The organism is Kocuria sp. CPCC 205261 (assembly GCF_040981025.1).
In the GTDB taxonomy this organism is placed as follows: domain Bacteria; phylum Actinomycetota; class Actinomycetes; order Actinomycetales; family Micrococcaceae; genus Kocuria; species Kocuria marina.
Genome location: NZ_JAVKPU010000003.1, coordinates 184834 through 204049, shown reverse-complemented (window position 1 = coordinate 204049; position 19216 = coordinate 184834). Strand labels below are relative to the sequence as shown.

At 69.2% G+C, this 19216-nt stretch carries 16 protein-coding genes; 14 read left to right on the top strand and 2 right to left on the bottom strand.

Translation table 11 applies throughout. The annotated features are described in order from the left end of the window. Positions 1-94 precede the first annotated feature (94 nt). From tig to RF646_RS05250, 5 genes are all read left to right on the top strand, one after another. Positions 95-1498: a trigger factor gene (tig, locus tag RF646_RS05270; protein ID WP_368835392.1), complete on the top strand. Its 1404-nt coding sequence runs from the start codon at positions 95-97 to the stop codon at positions 1496-1498. 299 nt (positions 1499-1797) lie between these two features. Next, positions 1798-2400 carry an ATP-dependent Clp protease proteolytic subunit gene (locus RF646_RS05265; protein WP_035962642.1) on the top strand — a complete coding sequence of 201 codons (603 nt, stop codon included), beginning with the start codon at positions 1798-1800 and terminating at the stop codon, positions 2398-2400. A 48-nt stretch (positions 2401-2448) separates the two neighbouring features. Beyond that, the gene (locus RF646_RS05260; RefSeq protein ID WP_035962208.1) at positions 2449-3111 is read left to right on the top strand and encodes an ATP-dependent Clp protease proteolytic subunit; all 663 of its coding nucleotides are present in this window, start codon (positions 2449-2451) and stop codon (positions 3109-3111) included. A 165-nt stretch (positions 3112-3276) separates the two neighbouring features. Then, complete coding sequence (gene clpX, locus RF646_RS05255; RefSeq protein ID WP_131332780.1) at positions 3277-4572, top strand: ATP-dependent Clp protease ATP-binding subunit ClpX; 1296 nt, start codon at positions 3277-3279, stop codon at positions 4570-4572. Between the two features lie 32 nt (positions 4573-4604). After that, the gene (locus RF646_RS05250; RefSeq protein ID WP_098055016.1) at positions 4605-5207 is read left to right on the top strand and encodes a DsbA family protein; all 603 of its coding nucleotides are present in this window, start codon (positions 4605-4607) and stop codon (positions 5205-5207) included. A 220-nt stretch (positions 5208-5427) separates the two neighbouring features. On the opposite strand, the gene valS is transcribed toward RF646_RS05250, so the two are convergent. Beyond that, on the bottom strand, positions 5428-8079 hold the full coding sequence (gene valS, locus RF646_RS05245; protein ID WP_167318415.1) for a valine--tRNA ligase: 2652 nt from the start codon (positions 8077-8079) through the stop codon (positions 5428-5430). A gap of 50 nt (positions 8080-8129) precedes the next feature. Here valS and RF646_RS05240 point away from each other — a divergent pair, with 50 nt between their 5' ends. From RF646_RS05240 to cobA, 8 genes are all read left to right on the top strand, one after another. Continuing rightward, on the top strand, positions 8130-8498 hold the full coding sequence (locus tag RF646_RS05240) for a DUF488 domain-containing protein (RefSeq protein ID WP_064846141.1): 369 nt from the start codon (positions 8130-8132) through the stop codon (positions 8496-8498). Between the two features lie 63 nt (positions 8499-8561). After that, on the top strand, positions 8562-9362 hold the full coding sequence (locus tag RF646_RS05235) for an SDR family oxidoreductase (protein ID WP_064846142.1): 801 nt from the start codon (positions 8562-8564) through the stop codon (positions 9360-9362). Between the two features lie 231 nt (positions 9363-9593). Then, positions 9594-10658 (top strand): ABC transporter substrate-binding protein, encoded by a 1065-nt coding sequence (locus RF646_RS05230; RefSeq protein WP_368835391.1) that lies wholly within the window; start codon positions 9594-9596, stop codon positions 10656-10658. Positions 10659-10739: 81 nt separating this feature from the next. Further along, on the top strand, positions 10740-11744 hold the full coding sequence (locus RF646_RS05225; RefSeq protein ID WP_368835390.1) for a FecCD family ABC transporter permease: 1005 nt from the start codon (positions 10740-10742) through the stop codon (positions 11742-11744). Next, the gene (locus tag RF646_RS05220) at positions 11741-12811 is read left to right on the top strand and encodes a FecCD family ABC transporter permease (RefSeq protein ID WP_368835389.1); all 1071 of its coding nucleotides are present in this window, start codon (positions 11741-11743) and stop codon (positions 12809-12811) included. The genes RF646_RS05225 and RF646_RS05220 overlap by 4 nt, the downstream gene beginning before the upstream one ends. 5 nt (positions 12812-12816) lie before the next feature. After that, positions 12817-13701, top strand: a complete 885-nt coding sequence (locus RF646_RS05215; protein WP_368835388.1) for an ABC transporter ATP-binding protein — start codon at positions 12817-12819, stop codon at positions 13699-13701. After that, positions 13698-14729, top strand: a complete 1032-nt coding sequence (locus RF646_RS05210; RefSeq protein ID WP_367402187.1) for a siderophore-interacting protein — start codon at positions 13698-13700, stop codon at positions 14727-14729. The genes RF646_RS05215 and RF646_RS05210 overlap by 4 nt, the downstream gene beginning before the upstream one ends. A gap of 89 nt (positions 14730-14818) precedes the next feature. Continuing rightward, positions 14819-15985: a uroporphyrinogen-III C-methyltransferase gene (gene cobA, locus RF646_RS05205; protein WP_368835387.1), complete on the top strand. Its 1167-nt coding sequence runs from the start codon at positions 14819-14821 to the stop codon at positions 15983-15985. Here the strand turns inward: cobA and nirB are convergent. Further along, positions 15973-18627 (bottom strand): nitrite reductase large subunit NirB, encoded by a 2655-nt coding sequence (gene nirB, locus RF646_RS05200; RefSeq protein WP_085107788.1) that lies wholly within the window; start codon positions 18625-18627, stop codon positions 15973-15975. The two genes, cobA and nirB, sit on opposite strands and share 13 nt — an antisense overlap. A 116-nt stretch (positions 18628-18743) precedes the next feature. Here nirB and nirD point away from each other — a divergent pair, with 116 nt between their 5' ends. Further along, complete coding sequence (nirD, locus tag RF646_RS05195) at positions 18744-19142, top strand: nitrite reductase small subunit NirD (protein WP_052160704.1); 399 nt, start codon at positions 18744-18746, stop codon at positions 19140-19142. The last annotated feature ends 74 nt before the right edge of the window (positions 19143-19216 follow it).

The window sequence follows — 19216 nt, the reverse complement described above, 5'->3', positions numbered from 1 at the left end:
TTGCAGCGCGTCGCGTTGCGGCGCTCGTTGACCGACCGGACCGACCCCGGTCCGTTGTAGCAAGTACCCATCGACCCCAGGAGTGACAGCGGAAGTGAAGAGCGCCGTCGAGAAACTCAACCCCACCGAGGCGAAGATCACCATTGACATCGCTTACGCGGATCTGAAGCCGTTCGTCCAGAAGACCTACAAGGAACTGGCCGAGCAGATCCAGATCCCCGGCTTCCGCAAGGGCAAGGTGCCCTCCAAGCTCATCGACCAGCGCGTGGGCTTCGACTTCGTGGTGGAGAACGCCCTGAACGAGGGGCTCAACGACTTCTATCAGCAGGCCCTCGCCGAGCACGAGCTGACCCCGCTGTCGCAGCCCCAGGTCGAGGTGCTTTCCAAGCCGGAGGGTGACGACCGCGAGGCCGACAGCCAGGTGGAGATCTCCGTGGCCATCCGTCCCGAGATCGAGCTGCCTGACTACAAGGGTCTGAAGATCGAGGTGGACGCCCGTGAGGCCTCCGCCGAGGACGAGCAGAAGGCCCTGGACGAGCTGCGCGGTCGCTTCGGCACCCTCAAGACCGTGGATCGCCCCGCGGCCGAGGGTGACCACGTGACCCTCGACCTGCAGGCGCTCGTGGACGGCGAGGAAGTGGACGCCGCCAACGACCTGTCCTACGAGGTGGGCTCTGGCACCATGCTCGAGGGCATCGACGAGGCCGTGACCGGCCTGTCCGCCGGTGAGGACGCCACGTTCGAGACCACGCTGGCCGGTGGCGAGCACTCCGGTGCCGAGGCCACGGTCAAGGTCAAGGTCACGGCCGTGAAGGAACGCGAACTGCCCGAGGTGGACGACGAGTTCGCCCAGCTGGCCTCCGAGTTCGACACCGTCGATGAACTCAAGGAGGACCTGAAGAAGCAGGCCGCCGAGTCCGTCGCCGTCGAGCAGGGCATCGAGGCCCGTGACAAGGTGCTCGAGAAGCTCGTGGAGCTCATCGAGGTCCCGGTCCCCGAGAACGTCATCGAGGAGCAGGTCACCCAGCACTTCGACTCGCCGCAGGCCCAGGCCTCCGCCGAACCCGGTCACGACACCGAGGAGCACCGTGCCGAGGTCCGTGAGAACGCCGCGACCGCGTTCCGCAACGAGATCATTCTGGACGCCGTGGCCGAGGCCGAAGAGGTCGGCGTGGAGCAGTCCGAGCTGATCGACTACATCGTTAACATGTCCCAGCAGTACGGCATGGACCCCAACCAGTTCGCACAGATGCTGGACGGTTCCGGCCAGGCCGGGATGATGGTCGGTGAGGTGCGCCGCCGCAAGGCCCTGGCCAAGGTCCTCGAGTACGCCACCGTCACCGACTCCAACGGCAAAGCCGTGGACCTGTCCAAGTTCGTGGGCTCCGCGGACGACGCCGCCGCCGACCAGGGTGCCGAGGCCGAGTCCGCTCCGGCCGTCTCCGAGGAGACCGCCGCGGACGAAGCTGCCACCGACGAGGCCGCCGAGACCAAGTGAGTCACCCGTTGGCACCCGGGTGAACCGGGTGCCAACGGCCTCCGCGCAACGCCACGACGAGCCCCCCACCGAGGGGACGTCGTGGCGTTTCGCTGTCCGCGTGCCACCATGCGCCAGAAGCGAACACCGCGGAACACCGGGCGTGCACGGGGAGACGGCGCACTACGCTGCTGAGACAGAACGTGTTCATGGGTTCGGTTCGGCGGCGCTCGTTCGACCCGGACCCGTCCAGCAGAAAGAGGGCATTCATGACCTCCACTCCCATTCAGCCGTACGGTGCCGCACCGGCCACTCCGCGTATGGAGGACATGGCGCCGGGCGGTCAGGACGACTACGTCTACAACCGACTGCTCAAGGAACGCATCATTTGGTTGGGTTCCGAGGTGCGGGACACCAACGCCAACCTCATCTGCTCGCAGATGCTATTGCTCTCCGCCGAGGACCCCGAGGCGGACATCTACCTCTACATCAACTCCCCGGGCGGTTCCGTCACGGCGGGCATGGCGATCTACGACACCATGCAGTTGATCCCCAACGACGTCGTCACGGTCGCCACGGGCCTCGCCGCGTCCATGGGCCAGTTCCTGCTGTCCTCCGGGACCAAGGGCAAGCGCTATGCGACCCCCAACGCGCGCATCCTCATGCACCAGCCCTCGGGCGGCATGGGCGGCACCGCGTCCGACATCCGCGTGCAGGCCGAGCTGATCCTGTCCATGAAGCAGCGGCTCGCGGAACTGACCGCGGAGCAGACCGGTCAGACGCTCGAGACCATCCTGCGCGACAACGACCGTGACAACTGGTTCGACGCTCAGCGCGCCCTGGAGTACGGATTCTTCGACCAGATCGCCCAGTCTGCCGGCAACGTGACCGGTGGCGGCGGAACCATGAAGGACTCCCAGTAAGCAGCGCGCGAGCTGCCAGAACCACCCATAGACTTTCAGGACGGACCAATGAACTTGCCTCACGCCACTGCACCGCAGTTGCCCACCAGCCGCTACGTGATCCCGGACTTCGAGGAACGCACGCCGTACGGCTACCGCCGCCAGAACCCGTACACCAAGCTGTTCGAGGACAGGATCATCTTCCTGGGCGTCCAGGTGGATGACACCTCCGCGGACGACATCATGGCGCAGCTGCTCGTGCTCGAGTCCCAGGACCCGGACCGGGACATCACCATGTACATCAACTCCCCGGGCGGTTCGTTCACGGCCATGACGGCCATCTACGACACCATGCAGTACATCCGCCCCGAGATCCAGACCGTGTGCCTGGGCCAGGCGGCCTCCGCGGCGTCCGTGCTGCTCGCGGGCGGTACTCCCGGTAAGCGCCTCGCGCTGCCCAACGCGCGCGTGCTGATCCACCAGCCCGCCATGGAGGGCCAGGGCGGCGGTCAGGCCTCGGACATCGAGATCCAGGCCAACGAGATCATGCGCATGCGCACGTGGTTGGAGGAGACCATGGCGCTGCACACCAACAGGGCTGCGGAGGAGATCAACCGCGACATCGAACGCGACAAGATCCTCACGGCCAAAGAGGCCCAGGAGTACGGCATCATCGACCAGGTGCTGGACTCCCGCAAGATCAACAAGCCCTCCACGGTCACGCAGGCCTGAGCGGCGACCCGGAGGCGCAGCTTCCGGGGGTGACGAGGGGACCGACGGCCACGGTGCACGGATATGCGGCGTGGCCGTCACGCGCCTCGGCATGATTGGGCGGGCCGTGAGAAGCTCGCTTAGAGTGGACCCAGCATCCGTCAAGACGAACTGTGAGGCTGATACATGGCGCGCATCGGGGAGAGCGTTGACCTGCTCAAATGCTCCTTCTGCGGCAAAAGCCAGAAGCAGGTGCGCAAGCTCATCGCGGGCCCGCGGGTCTACATTTGTGACGAGTGCATCGAGCTGTGCAACGAGATCATCGAGGAGGAGCTCACCGAGGTCACGGAGACGGACCAGACGGAGCTGCCCCGCCCGCAGCAGATCTACGATCACCTGCGGGAGTACGTGATCGGCCAGGAGCCCGCCAAGCGTGCGCTGGCCGTGGCCGTGTACAACCACTACAAGCGCATCCGCGCGGGCGTCTCCGGGCACACGCTCACCATTGCGGGCTCCGAGGGGGACGAGGAGGCCATCGAGGTGGCCAAGTCCAACATCCTGTTGGTGGGACCCACGGGGTCCGGGAAGACCTACCTCGCGCAGTCCCTCGCCAAGAAGCTGGACGTGCCGTTCGCGGTCGCGGACGCCACCTCCCTGACCGAAGCCGGATACGTGGGGGAAGACGTTGAGAACATTCTTCTCAAGCTCATCCAAGCCGCTGATTTCGATATCAAGAAAGCGGAGCAGGGGATTATTTACATTGACGAGATCGACAAGATTTCTCGTAAATCTGAGAACCCCTCGATCACGCGGGACGTATCGGGCGAAGGGGTCCAGCAAGCGCTCCTGAAGATCCTCGAGGGCACGGTGGCCTCCGTGCCGCCCCAGGGTGGCCGCAAGCACCCGCAGCAGGAGTTCCTGCACCTGGACACCACCAACGTGTTGTTCATCGTGGCGGGAGCGTTCGCGGGTCTCGAGGAGATCGTGCAGCAGCGCACGGGCAAGAAGGGCATCGGTTTCGGTGCGCCTATCCGGGACACCGCGGACGTGGATCTCACGGGTCAGGTCCAGCCCGAGGACCTGCTCAAGTTCGGACTGATCCCCGAGTTCATCGGGCGGCTGCCCGTGGTGGCCACGCTCTCCAAACTGTCCGTCGCGGACATGGTACGCATCCTCACCGAACCCAAGAACGCGCTGGTCAAGCAGTACCGCAAACTCTTCCAGCTCGACGGTGTGGAACTCACCTTCGACCCGCAGGCACTCGAGGCCATCGCGGAACTGGCCATCGAACGCGGCACCGGCGCGCGCGGTCTGCGCGCGATCCTCGAGGACATCCTCATGCCGGTCATGTTCGAACTGCCGGGCCGCGACGACGTCGCCGCGGTGCTCGTCACCAAGGACGCCGTGGCCAAACTGGCCGACCCCGAGATCTTCACGCACGAGATGATCGACGCCGAGCGGCGTCGCCACAAGTCAGCGTGAGCGAAAGAACCGAACGCCCGAAAGGACACCTCATGGCCGAGAAGCAACACGTCGATTTCTGGTTCGATCCCCTGTGCCCGTGGGCCTGGATGACCTCCCGCTGGATGGAGGAGGTCGTGCGCATCCGGGACGTGGAGGTGGACTGGAAGATCATCTCGCTGGGCATCCTCAACGAGGACAACCCCGAGAACCACCACCACGGCCACGACGAGTCCATGTGGCTCGTGCGCGTGATCCAGGCCGCGGCCGAGCAGCACGGCGGCGAGTACTACAAGAAGCTCTACGACGCCATGGGCTCCCGTCGTCACCCCGGTGGCATGCAGGACCTCGAGGCGATCATCACCGAGTCCCTCGCAGAGGTCGGTCTGCCGGCAGACCTCGCTGCGGCCAAGAACTCCACCGAGTACGACGACGCCATCCGGGCGTCCACGGACGAGGCCCGTGCCGTGGCGGGTCAGGACATCGGCACCCCGTGCATCGCCGTGAACGGCGTGGGCTTCTTCGGTCCCGTGTTCACCCCGGCGCCCAAGGGCGAGGAGGCCGGCAAGGTCTGGGACGGCGCCCTGGCGCTGGCGTCCTACCCCGGCTTTTACGAGCTCAAGCGCGGGCGCGAGAAGGGCCCCGACTTCAGCTGACGTCCCGCGGCGGCGCGTGCGCCCGACCGCTGCAGGCATGAACGAACCCCGTCACGCACGTGGCGGGGTTCGTTCATGCGCTGGGTGCAGCGCAGAGGGCCCGGTGTGCCGGTGCCGCCCGTCGGACCGGGCAAGGGCGGCTCCGCGGGGGCGACGGCGTTCGTGATGTGCCGAGGGGCCCGATCCCGCACGAGGCAGGACGGGGCCCCTCCAAGTCGACTCAGGCCTGTGGTGCTTCCTCGAGCTGGACGTCACTCACGGCCAGCTCACCCTCGGCGTCGGTGAGCGTGAGGTCTGCGGCGTTACCGGCGGCCTGGAGGTCCTCCAGCCCGGCGCGCAACTGCTCGAGCTGAGCGGCCGGGCCCGAGATCACCGCGGAGGTGACCGCGGTACGCTGCTTGACCTTGGCCTCGGACTTGGCCTTGCGCAGCCCGGACAGCGCCTCGCCCACCACGGTGAGCACCTCGGGATCACCCGCGCGAGCGGGCTCGGCGAACCCGTCAGTCACGGGCCAGGCCGCGCGGTGCACCGAACCGGAGCGCCACCACGACCACACCTCTTCCGTGGCGAATGGGATGAACGGGGCGAACAAGCGCAGCAGGGTGTCGAGCGTCGTCGCGAGGGCCGCGTGCACCGAGGCCTGCGAGGCCTCCCCGCGGGAACCGTATGCGCGGTCCTTCACGAGCTCCACGTAGTCGTCCGTGAAGGTCCAGAAGAAGGACTCGATCAACTGCAGGGCGCGCGCGTACTCGTACTCCTGGAACGCGGTGCTCGCGCGCTCCACGACGTCCGCGAGCTGGGCCAACAGGGAGCGGTCCAGACCGTTGGTCACCACGGAACCGTCCGTCCCGGAGCCCAGCACGGAGGCCTCGGTCACGCCCTGGGCCAGCACGAACTTGGATGCGTTGAGCAGTTTGATCGCCAGGCGACGGCCGATCTTCATCTGGCCCTCGTCGTAGGCGGTGTCCGCGCCCAGGCGGGCCGACGCCGCCCAGTAGCGCACCGCGTCCGAGCCGTACTTCTCGAGCACCTCGGTGGGGATCACCACGTTGCCCTTGGACTTGGACATCTTCTTGCGGTCCGGGTCCAGGATCCACCCGGACAGTGCCGTGTGCTTCCACGGCACGGTCTGCGCCAGCGTCTCGGCGCGTACCACGGTCGAGAACAGCCACGTGCGGATGATGTCGTGACCCTGCGGGCGCAGGTCCATGGGGAACGTGTTGGCGTGCAAGGTCTCGTCCACGGCCCAGCCGGTTGCGATCTGCGGGGTCAGGGAAGAGGTTGCCCAGGTGTCCAGGACGTCCGGGTCCGCCATGAATCCACCGGGCTGATCGCGCTGGTCCTCGGTGTAGCCGGGGGCCACGTCCGTGGTGGGATCCACGGGCAACTGGTCTTGGGCGGGGAGCACGGGGTGGTCGTAATCCGGTTCACCGGACTCGTCCAGCGGGTACCACACCGGGAACGGCACGCCGAAGAAGCGCTGACGGGAGATCAGCCAATCCCCGTTGAGACCCTCGATCCAGTTCTCGTAGCGCGCGCGCATGAACGAGGGGTGCCACGAGATCTCACGGCCCCGTTCGATCAGGGCGTCGCGGCGCTCGGCGTCCCGACCGCCGTTGCGGATGTACCACTGGCGGGAGGTGACGACCTCGAGGGGCTTGTCGCCCTTCTCATAGAAGTTCACGGGGTGGGTGATCTTCTTGGGCTCGCCCTCCATGTCACCGGAGGCGGCGAGCAGTTCGACCACGGTCTTCTGCGCGGAGAACACGGTCTTGCCGGCGAGCTGCGCGTAGTTCTCGGCCGGGGCGCCGTCGGCGATCCATGCGGGCTGCTCCGAGGCGAAGCGGCCGTCGCGGCCGATCAGGGCGCGCGTGGGCAGATCGAGCTCGCGCCACCACGTGACGTCGGTGAGGTCACCGAACGTACAGATCATGGCGATACCCGAGCCCTTGTCCGGCTTGGCGAGCGGGTGGGCCTTGACCTCGACCTCGACGTCGAACAGCGGGGAACGCACGGTGGTGCCGAACAGCGCCTGGTAGCGCTCGTCGTCCGGGTGGGCCACCAGCGCCACGCACGCGGGCAGCAGCTCGGGGCGGGTGGTCTCGATGAAGACCTTCTCGCCGTCCGGTCGGTGGAACGCCACGCGGTGGTAGGCACCTTCGCGTTCGCGGTCCTCGAGCTCGGCCTGGGCCACGGCGGTGCGGAACGTGACGTCCCACATGGTGGGGGCCTCGGCCATGTACGCGTTACCGGCCTCGTAGTCCTTGAGGAATGCGAGCTGGGAGACCTTGCGCGAGTGCGCGTCGATCGTGCGGTACGTGCGGGTCCAGTCCACGGACAGCCCCAGGGTGGAGAACAGGTGCTCGAAGACCTTCTCGTCCTCGACCGCGAGTTCCTCGCACAGCTCGATGAAGTTCTGGCGGGACACCACGTCCCAGTCGCGCTGGTTCTTGGCCGGCTTCTCCGGGGGCTGGTAACCCTCGATGTACGGCTTGCCGGGCTCGCAGCGCACGCCGTAGTAGTTCTGCACGCGGCGCTCGGTGGGCAGGCCGTTGTCGTCCCAGCCCAGCGGGTAGAACACGTTCTTGCCGGACATCCGCTGATAGCGGGCGATCACGTCCGTCTGCGTGTAGGAGAACATGTGTCCCACGTGTAGGGAGCCGGAGGCCGTGGGCGGGGGAGTGTCGATCGAGTAGACGTCCTCGCGCGTGGTGTCCTCGCGGAACGCGTACGTACCGTTCTCGCGCCACTGCGCGGAGTACTTCTCCTCCAGGCCCTCCATGGCCGGCTTGTCGGGGACGTTCACCGCGGTGGTGGACGCAGCGCTGTCGATGATTTCGGGCGTGTCTGTACCCTCGAGGTTCTGTGCCATGTGCTCCAGTCTCTCATGCACGCGGGCACGGACCGTCGTAGCGTGGGGGCATGGCACGTTTGCACATCCACCGCATTCGCGAAGACGCCGCGCGAGACGACGGCGCTCGGATCCTGGTCGATCGCTTGTGGCCGCGCGGGGTCAGAAAGGACCATGCAGCCCTGGACCACTGGTTCAAGGGGGTTGCCCCGAGCGACGAGTTGCGCAAGTGGTTCGGTCACGACCCCGAGAAGTTCGACCGCTTCGCGCAGCGCTACCGCGAGGAACTCGACGAGGATGCCTCCGGGGAGGTCGCGCAGCTCAGGAGCGTGCTGCGGGACGTAGACTCCGCGACCCTGCTTTATGACGCGAAGGACGAGGAGCACAACAACGCCGTTGTGCTCCTGGGCTGGTTGCGCGATCACCGCAGTGGTTTCTGAAACGTCCTAATCGAGCCGATCCGGATTGTTCTAAGTCATAATTCCCCGCGCTACGGTGGAAGCATGACTCAGAACACACATCCCACCTACAAGGATCCCAAGCCGCTCGGCAACGGCAAGGTGGCCGTGGTCACCGGTGCTTCCACGGGCATCGGCGAGGCCACGGTGCGCCGCCTGCGCGAGAGCGGGTGGACGGTGTACGCCGTCGCCCGTCGCGCGGAGCGTCTCGAGGAATTGGCCCGGGAGACCGGCGCGAGTGCCGCGCCCACCGACATCACCGACCAGGCGCAGGTGGATGCGCTGCGCGATCGGGTGCTCGGCGAGCAGGGCACCGTGGACGCGATCCTCAACATCTCCGGCGGAGCACGCGGCACGGACACGGTGGCCGACGCCAAGGACGAGGACTGGCAGTGGATGTACGACGTCAACGTGATGGGCACCCTGCGGGTGGTCCGCGCGTTCCTACCCACGTTGCGGGCCAACGGTGAGGGCACGGTGCTGAACCTGACCTCGATCGCCGCCCAGCGCGCCTACGAGGGCGGAGCGGGCTACAACGCCGCCAAGTACGCCGAACGCGCCATGACCGAGGCGCTGCGCCTCGAGGAGGCTGAGCACAACGTGCGCGTGGTGGAGGTGGCGCCCGGTCTGGTGCACACTCCCGAGTTCTCGCTCATGCGCCTGGGTGGTGACCAGGCGGCCGCGGACAAGATCTACGCGGGCGTGGAGAAACCGCTCTCGGGCCAGGATGTGGCCGAGGTCTGCGCCTTCGCCGTGGAACTGCCGCATCACGTGGACCTGGACACGATCACGGTCAAGCCTGTGGCCCAGGCTGCGCCGCACAAGATGATCCGCACGAACAACTAACAGCGTGCGTTGCGGTGACCGGCCGCCGGTGCCTCGGAGCACCGACGGCCGGTTGCCCTTGGTGGGCCGGTCCTGCCCATCCGCCCGGCGCCCCACGACCGGTCAGCGGAATACCCTGGCTCTGCTCGGTCCGGCCGCACCCGCGAGAGCGCGCACGGAGCGGTTGCGGCCGAACGGGAGCATGAATTAGGTTAGGCTTGCCTTATCAAATTCAGTGACCCAGGAGTGTCCATGTCCCCTCACCGGTCCGGGAACGCGTCCCGGCAGTTCAACCGTCGCACCCTGCTGGGCTCCGGCCTGGCCGTGGCCTCCCTCATGGGGCTCGCGGCGTGTTCCACGGGCGCGCGGGACGGGGACGGGCAGGCGCCGACCCCCGGTGCCACGGCGTCGTCGAGCCCCACGGACACGTTCCCCGTGGAGGTGACACACGCCCTGGGCACCACGAAGGTCGAGGCCGCGCCGCAGCGGGTCGTGTGCGTGGGCGCGAGCAACACGCAAGACTTCGTGGCCGCCCTCGGCGTGGTGCCGGTGGGCATGACCAAGGTGGCCTGGGGCGGCAACGCGAACGGGTCCACCGACTGGTTCGACGCCAAGGTCTCAGAACTGGGCGGGCAGACGCCCAAGGTCATGGACGAGTCGGACGGTGTGAACTTCACGGACATCGCCGAGCTGAGCCCGGACCTGATCGTCGCGGTGAACTCCGGGGTCACCCGGGAGGAGTACGACCGCCTCACGAAGATCGCCCCGGTGGTCGCGTACCCCACGGGCCCGTGGGTCAACTCGTGGCAAGACATGCAGCGTGTCACGGCCAAGGCCCTGGGCCGTTCCGCGGCCGGTGACGAACTCGTGAGCCGCACCGAAGAACTCGTCTCCCGGCGCTCCGACGAACTCGGCGCGGCCAAGGGCAAGACCTTCATCTACGGTGACGTCTCCCAGAGCCTGGGGTTCTACGGCCCCGCGGACGGACGCCCCCGCTTCTTCACCGAGCTGGGCATGAATCTCGCGGACGCGGTCAAGGACAACATCACGGAGGATCAGTTCTGGCGCGAATGGCCCCGCGAACGCGCCGACGAGCTCACGAGCGACCTGTTCGTGGCGGCCGCGGAGGACGACGCCCAGGCCGAGAAGTTCCGCACGGACCCGATCCTCAAGACCATCCCCGCGATCGCGAACGGGCGGGGGATGTTCCTCACGGACAAGCAGGACGTGCTCTCCGGGTACTCGTCCTCTCCGCTGTCCATGCCCCACGCGCTCGACGCCCACATCCCGGCGATCAAGACCACGCTGGGGGCCTGACCCTTCGTGCCCGGCAGTTCCACGTTCGCCCGTCCCGACGCCGCGCCGTCCGCCCCGCGCGGGCGCACGCGAGGTCGGGGTATGTCCTGGCTCGCCATGGCGGCACTGCTGCTCGTGGCCGTGTTCCTCTCGATCTCGTACGGGTCCCGGCCCATCGGGCTGGGTGTCACGTGGCACGTGGTCCCGCACGTGTTCTCGGGTGACCCGGGGGCCGTCCCCGGGGTTCCCGCGCTCGACGGCGCCGTGGTCGAATCCCGCGTGTGGCGCACCGGGGCGGGCCTGCTCACCGGGGCCGCGCTCGCCGTGGCCGGGGCGTTGCTACAGGGTGCCACGCGCAACCCCCTGGGCGATCCGGGCATCCTGGGGCTGACGGCCGGGGCCGCGTTCGCGGTCGTGGCCGGCGGCGCGTTCCTGGGTCTGACCGGCGTCACGCACCAGTTGTGGCTCGCGGCGCTGGGCTCCGCCGTGGCCGTGGCCGCCGTGTACGCGCTGGCCTCCGCGGCCCGGGGCGGGGCGCGTCCGGTGACCCTGGCCCTCACGGGGGCGGCGGTCTCCGCGGGTCTCACGGCGCTGACGAGCGCGGTGCTGTTGAGCAACCAGGCCACGTTCGACACTTTCCGGCGCTGGCAGGTCGGTGAACTGACCCGGCCGGACGGCACGTTCCTGGTGCTCGCGAGCCCCGTGATTCTCGTGGCCCTGCTGCTCGGGTGGACGCTGGCCCGTTCCCTGGACACCCTGACCCTGGGCGACGCTCTGGGTCAGGGACTCGGGGTGAACCCGGCGCTCGTGCGCGGCCTCGCGGGCCTGGCCGTGGTGCTGCTCTCGGGTACCTCCACCGCACTCGTGGGCCCGCTCGTGTTCTGCGGACTGCTCGTACCCCACGCGGTGCGTTCGCTGGTGGGCATCTCCTACCGCAGGGTCGTCCCGGCGTGCCTGCTCGCGGGCCCGTTCATCGTCCTGCTCGCGGACGTCGTGGCGCGCGTGCTCGTCCCGGACCGGGAGATCCAGGTGGGGATCGCGCTCGTGGTGATCGGCGCCCCCGCGCTCGTGGTCGTGATCCGACGCAGGGGAGTGGTGGCCGCGTGAGTCCCGCCGTTTCCCCTTTTCCCAGGACGACGCCGCTGCCCGCCCCCGCGACCGTGGCCACCGTGCGCGCGGGACGCTCCCGCTCCCGACGCCGCACCCGCCGGGTCACGGCGCTGCTCGTGCTCGTCCTGGCCCTCGCCTCCTTCGCGCGGATCGCACTGGGCAAGTATGTCGTGGCCGTGCCCGACCTGGTCGCCGTGCTCACCCACGACTACTCCGGCCCCGCCGCGTACATCGTGTGGGACATCACCCTGCCGCGCACGGTGCTCGGGATCCTCACGGGGATCGCCTTCGGGATCGCCGGTCACCTGTTCCAGCGCGTGCTCCGCAACCCCCTGGCCTCCCCGGACATCATGGGTGTCTCCTCCGGGGCCGGGCTCGGCGCGGTCGCGGCCATCACGCTGGGCGGGCTCTCCGGCGCCGCGGTGACACTCAGTTCCCTCGCGGGTGGTTTCGGCCTCATGGTCGCGGTGGTCCTGGCCGCCGGGGGCACGAGGGCCAACATCGGCAAACTCGTGCTGACCGGCGTCGCGGCGGGAGCACTGACCGCCGCGGCGATCAACGCGGTGCTGACCCGCGCGGACATCTATGCGGCCCAGGACGCGATGCAGTGGCTCACGGGTTCACTCAACGCTGCCCGGTGGGTGGACATCGCGCAGGTGGGGATCTGCCTCGCGATCCTGCTGCCCGTGTGCGCGGTTTTGGCGCCCGCGGTGGACACGCTCGGCGCGGGGGATCCCCTGGCCGCCGGGCTCGGGGTGCACGTGCGGGCCACGCGGCTCGCGGCCCTCGGGCTCGCCGTGGTGCTCGTGGCCGTGGCGGCCTCCGCCGTGGGGCCCGTGGCGTTCGTGTCGTTCATGGCCGCACCCATTGCGAGGGGGCTGGGTGGCGGTGCGGGTCACGCCCGGCACGCCGCGCTCGTGGGCGCGGTGCTCATGGTGGTCTCAGACTACGTGGCCGCGGAGACGATCCCCGGGCTGGCCCTGCCCGTGGGTGTGGTCACCGCTGCGGCCGGCGCGCCCGTGCTGCTGTGGTTGTTGATCGGGCGAGGAAAGGCGGAAGCATGACGTCCATGACCGATCCGAATCGGGCCGGGGGGACCGAGCAAGGCGAGGACGCGGCGTCGTCGTCCGAGCTCGCGGTGCGTGGGCTGACCGTGGGCTACGGCGAGACGCCGGTGCTGCGGGAGGTGAACGTGACGTTCCCCGCGGGGGCCGTGACCGCGCTCGTGGGGGCCAACGGTTGCGGGAAGTCCACGCTGCTCAAGGCGTGCGCGCGCCAGCTCACCCCGTCCGCCGGAGAGATCCTCGTGGGCGGGGCGGACGTGAGTCGGTGGCACCGCACCCGGTTCGCGCGCACCGTGGGTTTCCTCCCACAGGACCCCGTGGCACCCGAGGGCGTGACCGTGCAGGAGCTCGTGGCGCGCGGACGGCACCCGTACCGTGGCGCCTTCGGACGGTGGCGTGCCCAGGACGACGACGCCGTGGCGGAAGCGGTCGAACTCACCGGGTTGGGGGAGCTGCTCGAACGCCGCGTGGGGGACTTGTCCGGCGGTCAACGCCAACGCGTATGGATCGCCCTCGCGCTCGCGCAGCACACGGACGTACTGTTGCTCGACGAACCGACGACGTATCTGGACATCGCGCGCCAGGCCGAGATCCTGGACATCCTCACCGCACTGCAGCGCTCCCGAGGGATCACCCTGGTCATGGTGCTGCATGAACTCTCGCTCGCGGCGCGGTACGCGGACGTGCTCGTGGCACTCAAGGACGGGGCGGTCGCCGCGACCGGTTCGGCCGAGCAGGTCATGACCGATGAGGTGGTCAGCGACGTCTTCGACATGTCCGCGCGGGTGCTCCACGACGCCCCCACGGACGCCCGGCTCGTGATCCCGTGGACGGGACCGGCGAACACCCCGCCGCGCACTCCAGGATCACCCGAGGAGGTACTACCATGACGGAACTCGCATGTGTGACGGCCACCGTCACGGGACGCACGAAGCTCAGCGAACACCTCGTGCGCGTACGTGTGGCGGGGCAGGAATTGCGGATCATGCCGTGGGGTGACCAGGGACCGGGCCCCCGCACGGACGCCTACCTCAAGGTACTGATCCCACCCACCCCCGGGGCCACCGTGGCGGTGGACGTGAGCGACATGACCCGGTGGCGGCGCGAGTTCATGGCCGCCCCGCCCGAACGCCGGGGTTGGCTGCGCACGTACACGGTGCGCGATGCGGCCGAGGTGGAGCTGGCCGGGCACACGGTCCCGGAGCTGGCCATCGACGTGGTGCTCCACGACGACCCCGAGCAGGGGATGGGCCCCGGGGCCGCGTGGGGTGACACCGTGCGCGAGGGTGAGGACGTGCAGCTGCTCGTGCCCTCGGGCGGGTCCCCCTGGTGGGCCGCGTGGGACGAACGGCGTGCGGCGGACCAGGACGTCGTGCTCGCTGGGGACGAGACTGCCCTGCCCGCGCTCGCCGCGATCATCGACGGCATCGAGCGGGGGGTGCACGTGGGTGTGCCTGCCCCTTCCGCCCCGCCCCGCAGCGTGACGATCGCGGTGGAGGTTCCTTCCGAGGACGACGCCGTGGCCGCGGTCGGCCCGCGCGCCCTCGCCCGGGCGACGTCGTCCGACGGGCACACCCTGACCGTGACGCTGCGCGGCGGCACCGAACTGCACTGGACGTGGCTGCCCCGGCGGGGACGCCCGCGCGGACTAGACCTGGAGCTGTGGCTGTGGCACCGGTTGTCCGAGCGCGCCCGCCGCTACTGGGAGGTCGGTCACGGCGAGCCTGAGGCCGCCCCGTCGGAGGAGGCGGACTTCGTATGGGACGTCGCCCGCCCGGAGGGCCGCGGTACCTACTGGTTCTTCGCGGCGGAATCCGCCACGGTCAAGTCGCTGCGCCGGATGTGCGTGAGCGGGGGAGTGCCCAAGACGGACATCTCGTTCATGGGCTACTGGAAACAGGGAGCGGCCACGGAGTGACCCCGCGGATGTGACGTCCGAGGTCAGGAGAGGCGGCCCGCGGCGTAGCATGGCGATGATCCGCCCGCACCCGAGGAGAGCTCCCGACCATGACCTACCCCCTGGGGCTGAACCTCGCCGGACGCGCCGTGCTGGTGGTCGGTGGGGGACCGGACGCCGCGCGTCGGACGCGGTCCTTGCTCGCCGAGGGCGCCCTCGTGGACCTCGTGGCACCTGATCTGCATGACACGTTGCGGGACCTCACGAGCTCATCCGGTCTCACGCGGCACGAGCGCGCGTTCCGCCCCGACGACCTCGACGGCGCGTGGCTCGTCTTCCTCCACGTCTCGGACTCCGGGGAACGGGAGCGGGTGGCGCTCGCGGCGGAAGAGCGTCGGGTCCTGTGCGTCGCGGACGACGCCGCGCCCGAGCCCGATCGCGCAGCCGACACTCGGGCACCGGTCACTCAGGTGCCGGTTACCGAAACACGGGTTGCTCAGGATCGGGTCTTTCAGGCCCCGGTCACTCAGGAACCCGGGACAGTGGCGCTGGTGGGCGGAGGACCCGGCGACCCCGGACTGCTCACGGTGCGCGGACGGCAACTGTTGGCGGACGCGGACGTGATCGTCGCGGACCGGCTCGGCCCCACGGACCTCCTACCAGAGCTCGCCCGGCACGCCCGCATCATCGACGTGGGCAAGCGCGCCGGGTACCACAAGTACACGCAGGACCGGATCAACGAGACCCTCGTGGAGCAGGCGAAACTCGGACTGCGGGTCGTGCGGCTCAAGGGTGGGGACCCGTACGTGTTCGGCCGCGGTGGCGAGGAAGTCGAGTTCTGCCGGGCCCATGGTGTGGCCACCCAAGTGGTGCCGGGTGTGACCTCGGCGATCTCCGTCCCCGCCGCGGCGGGGATCCCCGTGACCCACCGGGACATGACCCACGGGTTCACCGTGATCACTGCACACCAGCACTTGCGTCACGTGCCGTACCGGGACGGGCACACCCTGATCCTCATGATGGGCGTGCGGGGTCTCGAACGTAACGCCGAGCTGCTCATGGCCGCGGGCTACCCCGCAGACACCCCGGTCGCGGTCGTGGAGCGGGGCTGGACCCCAACCCAGCGCACGACCGTGGCGCAGCTGGACACAATCGCCCGCGTGGCCCGCGCGCGCGAGGTCACTGCTCCCGCGGTGATCGTGGTGGGTCGGGTCGCCGCGCTCGCGCACGAGTCATCCGCGATCCCCGGCCCCCAGGAGTCGGCTCAGGAGGGCTGACCCACCGGGATCCTCGCCCCGGACACCAACAGCTTGTGCCCCTCACCGGCCTCGGACCGGGCGATCTCCTCGGGGGTGGCCGGGCGGATCTGTTCGCGCTCGAGCACGTACATGCGCGCGTTCACGTCCTCCGGCGCACTCTCGGGGTGGTTCACGAACGCGCGGAAGCGGCGCAGGCGATCGGGGTCCGCGAGGGTCGCAGCCCACTCGTCCTCGTACGCGTCGATGTGGCGGGCCACCTCCGCCTCTAGGTCCGCGCAGATGCCCAGGGAGTCGTGCTGGATCACGTCCCGCACGTGCTGCATCCCGTCCCCGTACCGCTCGTCCAGGTCCTCCAACCAGCGGGCGGTGCGCTGGAGCTTGTCCGCCGTGCGGATGTAGTACATGAGGTAGCGGTCGATGTACCGGAACACCTGCTCGCGCGTGAGGTCCTTCGCGAACAGGCGGCCGTGGGCGGGGTTCGAGCCACCGTTGCCTCCCAGGAACAGGTTCCAGCCGTTGGTGGTGGCGATCACACCCACGTCCTTGCCCTGGGCCTCGGCGCACTCGCGGCTGCAGCCCGAGACCCCGAACTTGAACTTGTGGGGTGAGCGCAGCCCGCGGTAGCGGTTCTCCAGGTCCACGGCGAGCGCCACCGAGTCCTGCACACCGAAGCGGCACCACGAACTGCCGATGCACGACTTCACGTTGCGCAGCGCCTTGCCGTACGCGGAACCGGACTCGAAACCGGCGTCCACGAGTTCCTTCCAGATCGTCGGCAGCTGCTCCAGGCGGGCCCCGTAGAGCCCGATGCGCTGGGCACCCGTGATCTTGGTGTACAGCCCGTACTCCTGGCCCACCCGGGCCAGCACGCCCAGCTTCTCGGGAGTGATCTCGCCCCCGGGGATGCGCGGGATCACGGAGTAGGTGCCGTCCTTCTGCATGTTGGCCATGTTGCGGTCGTTGGTGTCCTGCAGGGTCCCTCGGCCGCCGTCGAGCGAGTACGCGTGGACCTGCGAGTGCAGGATGGACGCGACCGCCGGCTTGCACAGCGCGCAACCGTCCTCGCCCGTGCCGAAGCGGGCGAGCACGGACTCGAAGTCCTCGAGCGCCGTGGAGCGCACCGCTTCGTAGAGCTCGGGCCGGGACATGGGGAAGTGCTCGCACAGGGCCTTGGAAACCGTGAGCCCCATGGCCTTCATGCGCTGCTCCAGCGTCTTCTGCAGCATGGGTACGCACGAGCCGCACTGCGTCCCGGCCGTGGTGCAGGCCTTCAACGACGCGACGTCGTGGGCGCCGTCGTCCACCGCGGCACGCACCGTGGCGAAGTCCACGTTGTTGCATGAGCACAGGATCGCGTCCCCGGGCAGCTCGGTGTCCGGGACGCCGTCGCCGCCGGCCGCGCTGAGGTACGCGCCGGGCTCGGCGGGCAGTTCGCGCCCGAGCAGGGGCTTCAAGGAGTCGAACGGGGAGGCGTCCCCCACGAACACCCCACCGAGCAGGGTCTTGGCGTCCTGCGAGACCACGACCTTCTGGTACATCCCGCGCGCCGGGTCCGCATAGAGCACCTCGAGGCTGCCGGGGGTGCGGCCGAGCCGGTCGCCGAATCCCGCGACCTCCACCCCGGAGAACTTCAGCTTGGTCGCGACGTCGAACTCCGCGACCTCCGCGTCCCCGCCCGTGAGATTGCGCGCGGTGGCCTCGGCCATCGCGTTCGCCGGCGCCACGAGGCCCCACGTACGGCCCAGGATGTTGGCGACCTCGCCGATGGCCCATACGTGCGGGTCCGCCGTGCGGCAGTGATCGTCCACGAGGATGCCGCCGCGCTCGCCCAGGCGCAGGCCCGCGGCCTTCGCGAGTTCGTCGTTCGGGCGGATGCCGGCGGCCATCACGACCATGTCCGCGGGAAGCGTGCGCGCCGCGGACTCGTCACCCAGGGACTGCGCGAGGGAGACGGAAACGACTTCCCCGGTGTTGTCCGAGTTCACGGAGGAGATGAACGCACCGCACTCCACCTCGATCCCCGTGGCGCGGATCGCCTCGTTGACCGCGTATCCGCCGGCCTGGTCCAGTTCCACGGACAGCAACCACGAGGCCACGTCCAGGATCACGGGGTCCGCTCCCACGCGCTGCAGGCCCTCGGCCGCCTCGAGCCCCAGCAGGCCGCCGCCCACGACGACGGCGCGCGGTCGCCTCCCGAGCCGCTCCTGCAAACGGGCGGCCTCCGAGACCATGGTGCGGACGTCGTCGACCGTGCGGAAGACGTGCGCGTGCTGTGAGCCCGGGATGGGGATGACCGCCGCGCGGGACCCCGTGGCGAACACGAGCTCGTCGTAGGGATGCTCGGTGCCCCCCTGATCGGTCACGACGCGACGGTCGCGGTCCACGCGCGCGGCGCGGGTGTTGGTGAGCAACTCGATGGCCGGTTCATTCCACAGGCTCCCGTCCCCGAGGGTCAGGTCCTTGTCCGGCTCGGCGAACAACTGCTCGAGCGCGACCCGGTCATACGGGTCGTACGGCTCGTCCATGAGCACTCGGATCCGGTCCGCGGGACCGCTGCGCTCGGCAAGCGCACGGACCAGGCGGAACGCCGCCGGGCCACCTCCCAGGACGAGGATCGTGCGGGGTGTGCCGGGGGCGGTGGGTGTCTCGTGCGCTGCCATGGGGACCTCCGTCGGGCGATCGGTTGCGCCGCGACCGTACGGGGCACGGCACTGCTAATATTAGCCGGGAAAATACGTAATTCCCGGCATGTCAGCCCCCCGGCAGGAGGCCCCCGATGAACGATTCGTCACATCCCACCGCCGAGTCCGTGAATGCCGAGTGGACGGACGTGTGCGGCGTCGAGGACCTCGAGGTCAACTGGGGTGAGGCAGCCCTCGTGGGTGGACGCGAGATCGCGGTGTTCCGCACCCATGACGACCTCGTGTTCGCGACCGACCACCGGGACCCCCGCTCCCGGGCGCTCGTGATGGCCCGGGGGATCGTGGGGCGCACGGGGCAGTACCACACGGTGGCCTCACCCCTGTACAAGGAGACCTACGACCTCGCGACCGGGCGGTGCGTGTCCGGAGCGGAGTACACGCTGCCCGTCCACCCGGTGCGCGTGCAGGACGGCCGGGTCCTGGTGGTGGTGTCCGGGGGAGACGAACAGGGCGGCGGCGAGCAGGGCGAGTAGTCCCTCCCGTCGGGGTATTATGGCGGGGTGCGCCCTGCGCGCACGGGTGTCGATCCGGCCATCACCGGGGAGCC

What these genes read in the sequence shown, in the direction of transcription:
- RF646_RS05265 (WP_035962642.1), top strand. Translation starts at nt 1,798, where the DNA reads ATGGAGGACATGGCGCCGGGCGGTCAGGACGACTACGTCTACAACCGA.
- RF646_RS05260 (WP_035962208.1), top strand. Translation starts at nt 2,449, where the DNA reads ATGAACTTGCCTCACGCCACTGCACCGCAGTTGCCCACCAGCCGCTAC.
- clpX (WP_131332780.1), top strand. Translation starts at nt 3,277, where the DNA reads ATGGCGCGCATCGGGGAGAGCGTTGACCTGCTCAAATGCTCCTTCTGC.
- RF646_RS05250 (WP_098055016.1), top strand. Translation starts at nt 4,605, where the DNA reads ATGGCCGAGAAGCAACACGTCGATTTCTGGTTCGATCCCCTGTGCCCG.
- valS (WP_167318415.1), bottom strand. Translation starts at nt 8,079, where the DNA reads ATGGCACAGAACCTCGAGGGTACAGACACGCCCGAAATCATCGACAGC.
- RF646_RS05240 (WP_064846141.1), top strand. Translation starts at nt 8,130, where the DNA reads ATGGCACGTTTGCACATCCACCGCATTCGCGAAGACGCCGCGCGAGAC.
- RF646_RS05235 (WP_064846142.1), top strand. Translation starts at nt 8,562, where the DNA reads ATGACTCAGAACACACATCCCACCTACAAGGATCCCAAGCCGCTCGGC.
- RF646_RS05230 (WP_368835391.1), top strand. Translation starts at nt 9,594, where the DNA reads ATGTCCCCTCACCGGTCCGGGAACGCGTCCCGGCAGTTCAACCGTCGC.
- RF646_RS05225 (WP_368835390.1), top strand. Translation starts at nt 10,740, where the DNA reads ATGTCCTGGCTCGCCATGGCGGCACTGCTGCTCGTGGCCGTGTTCCTC.
- RF646_RS05215 (WP_368835388.1), top strand. Translation starts at nt 12,817, where the DNA reads ATGACCGATCCGAATCGGGCCGGGGGGACCGAGCAAGGCGAGGACGCG.
- RF646_RS05210 (WP_367402187.1), top strand. Translation starts at nt 13,698, where the DNA reads ATGACGGAACTCGCATGTGTGACGGCCACCGTCACGGGACGCACGAAG.
- cobA (WP_368835387.1), top strand. Translation starts at nt 14,819, where the DNA reads ATGACCTACCCCCTGGGGCTGAACCTCGCCGGACGCGCCGTGCTGGTG.
- nirB (WP_085107788.1), bottom strand. Translation starts at nt 18,627, where the DNA reads ATGGCAGCGCACGAGACACCCACCGCCCCCGGCACACCCCGCACGATC.
- nirD (WP_052160704.1), top strand. Translation starts at nt 18,744, where the DNA reads ATGAACGATTCGTCACATCCCACCGCCGAGTCCGTGAATGCCGAGTGG.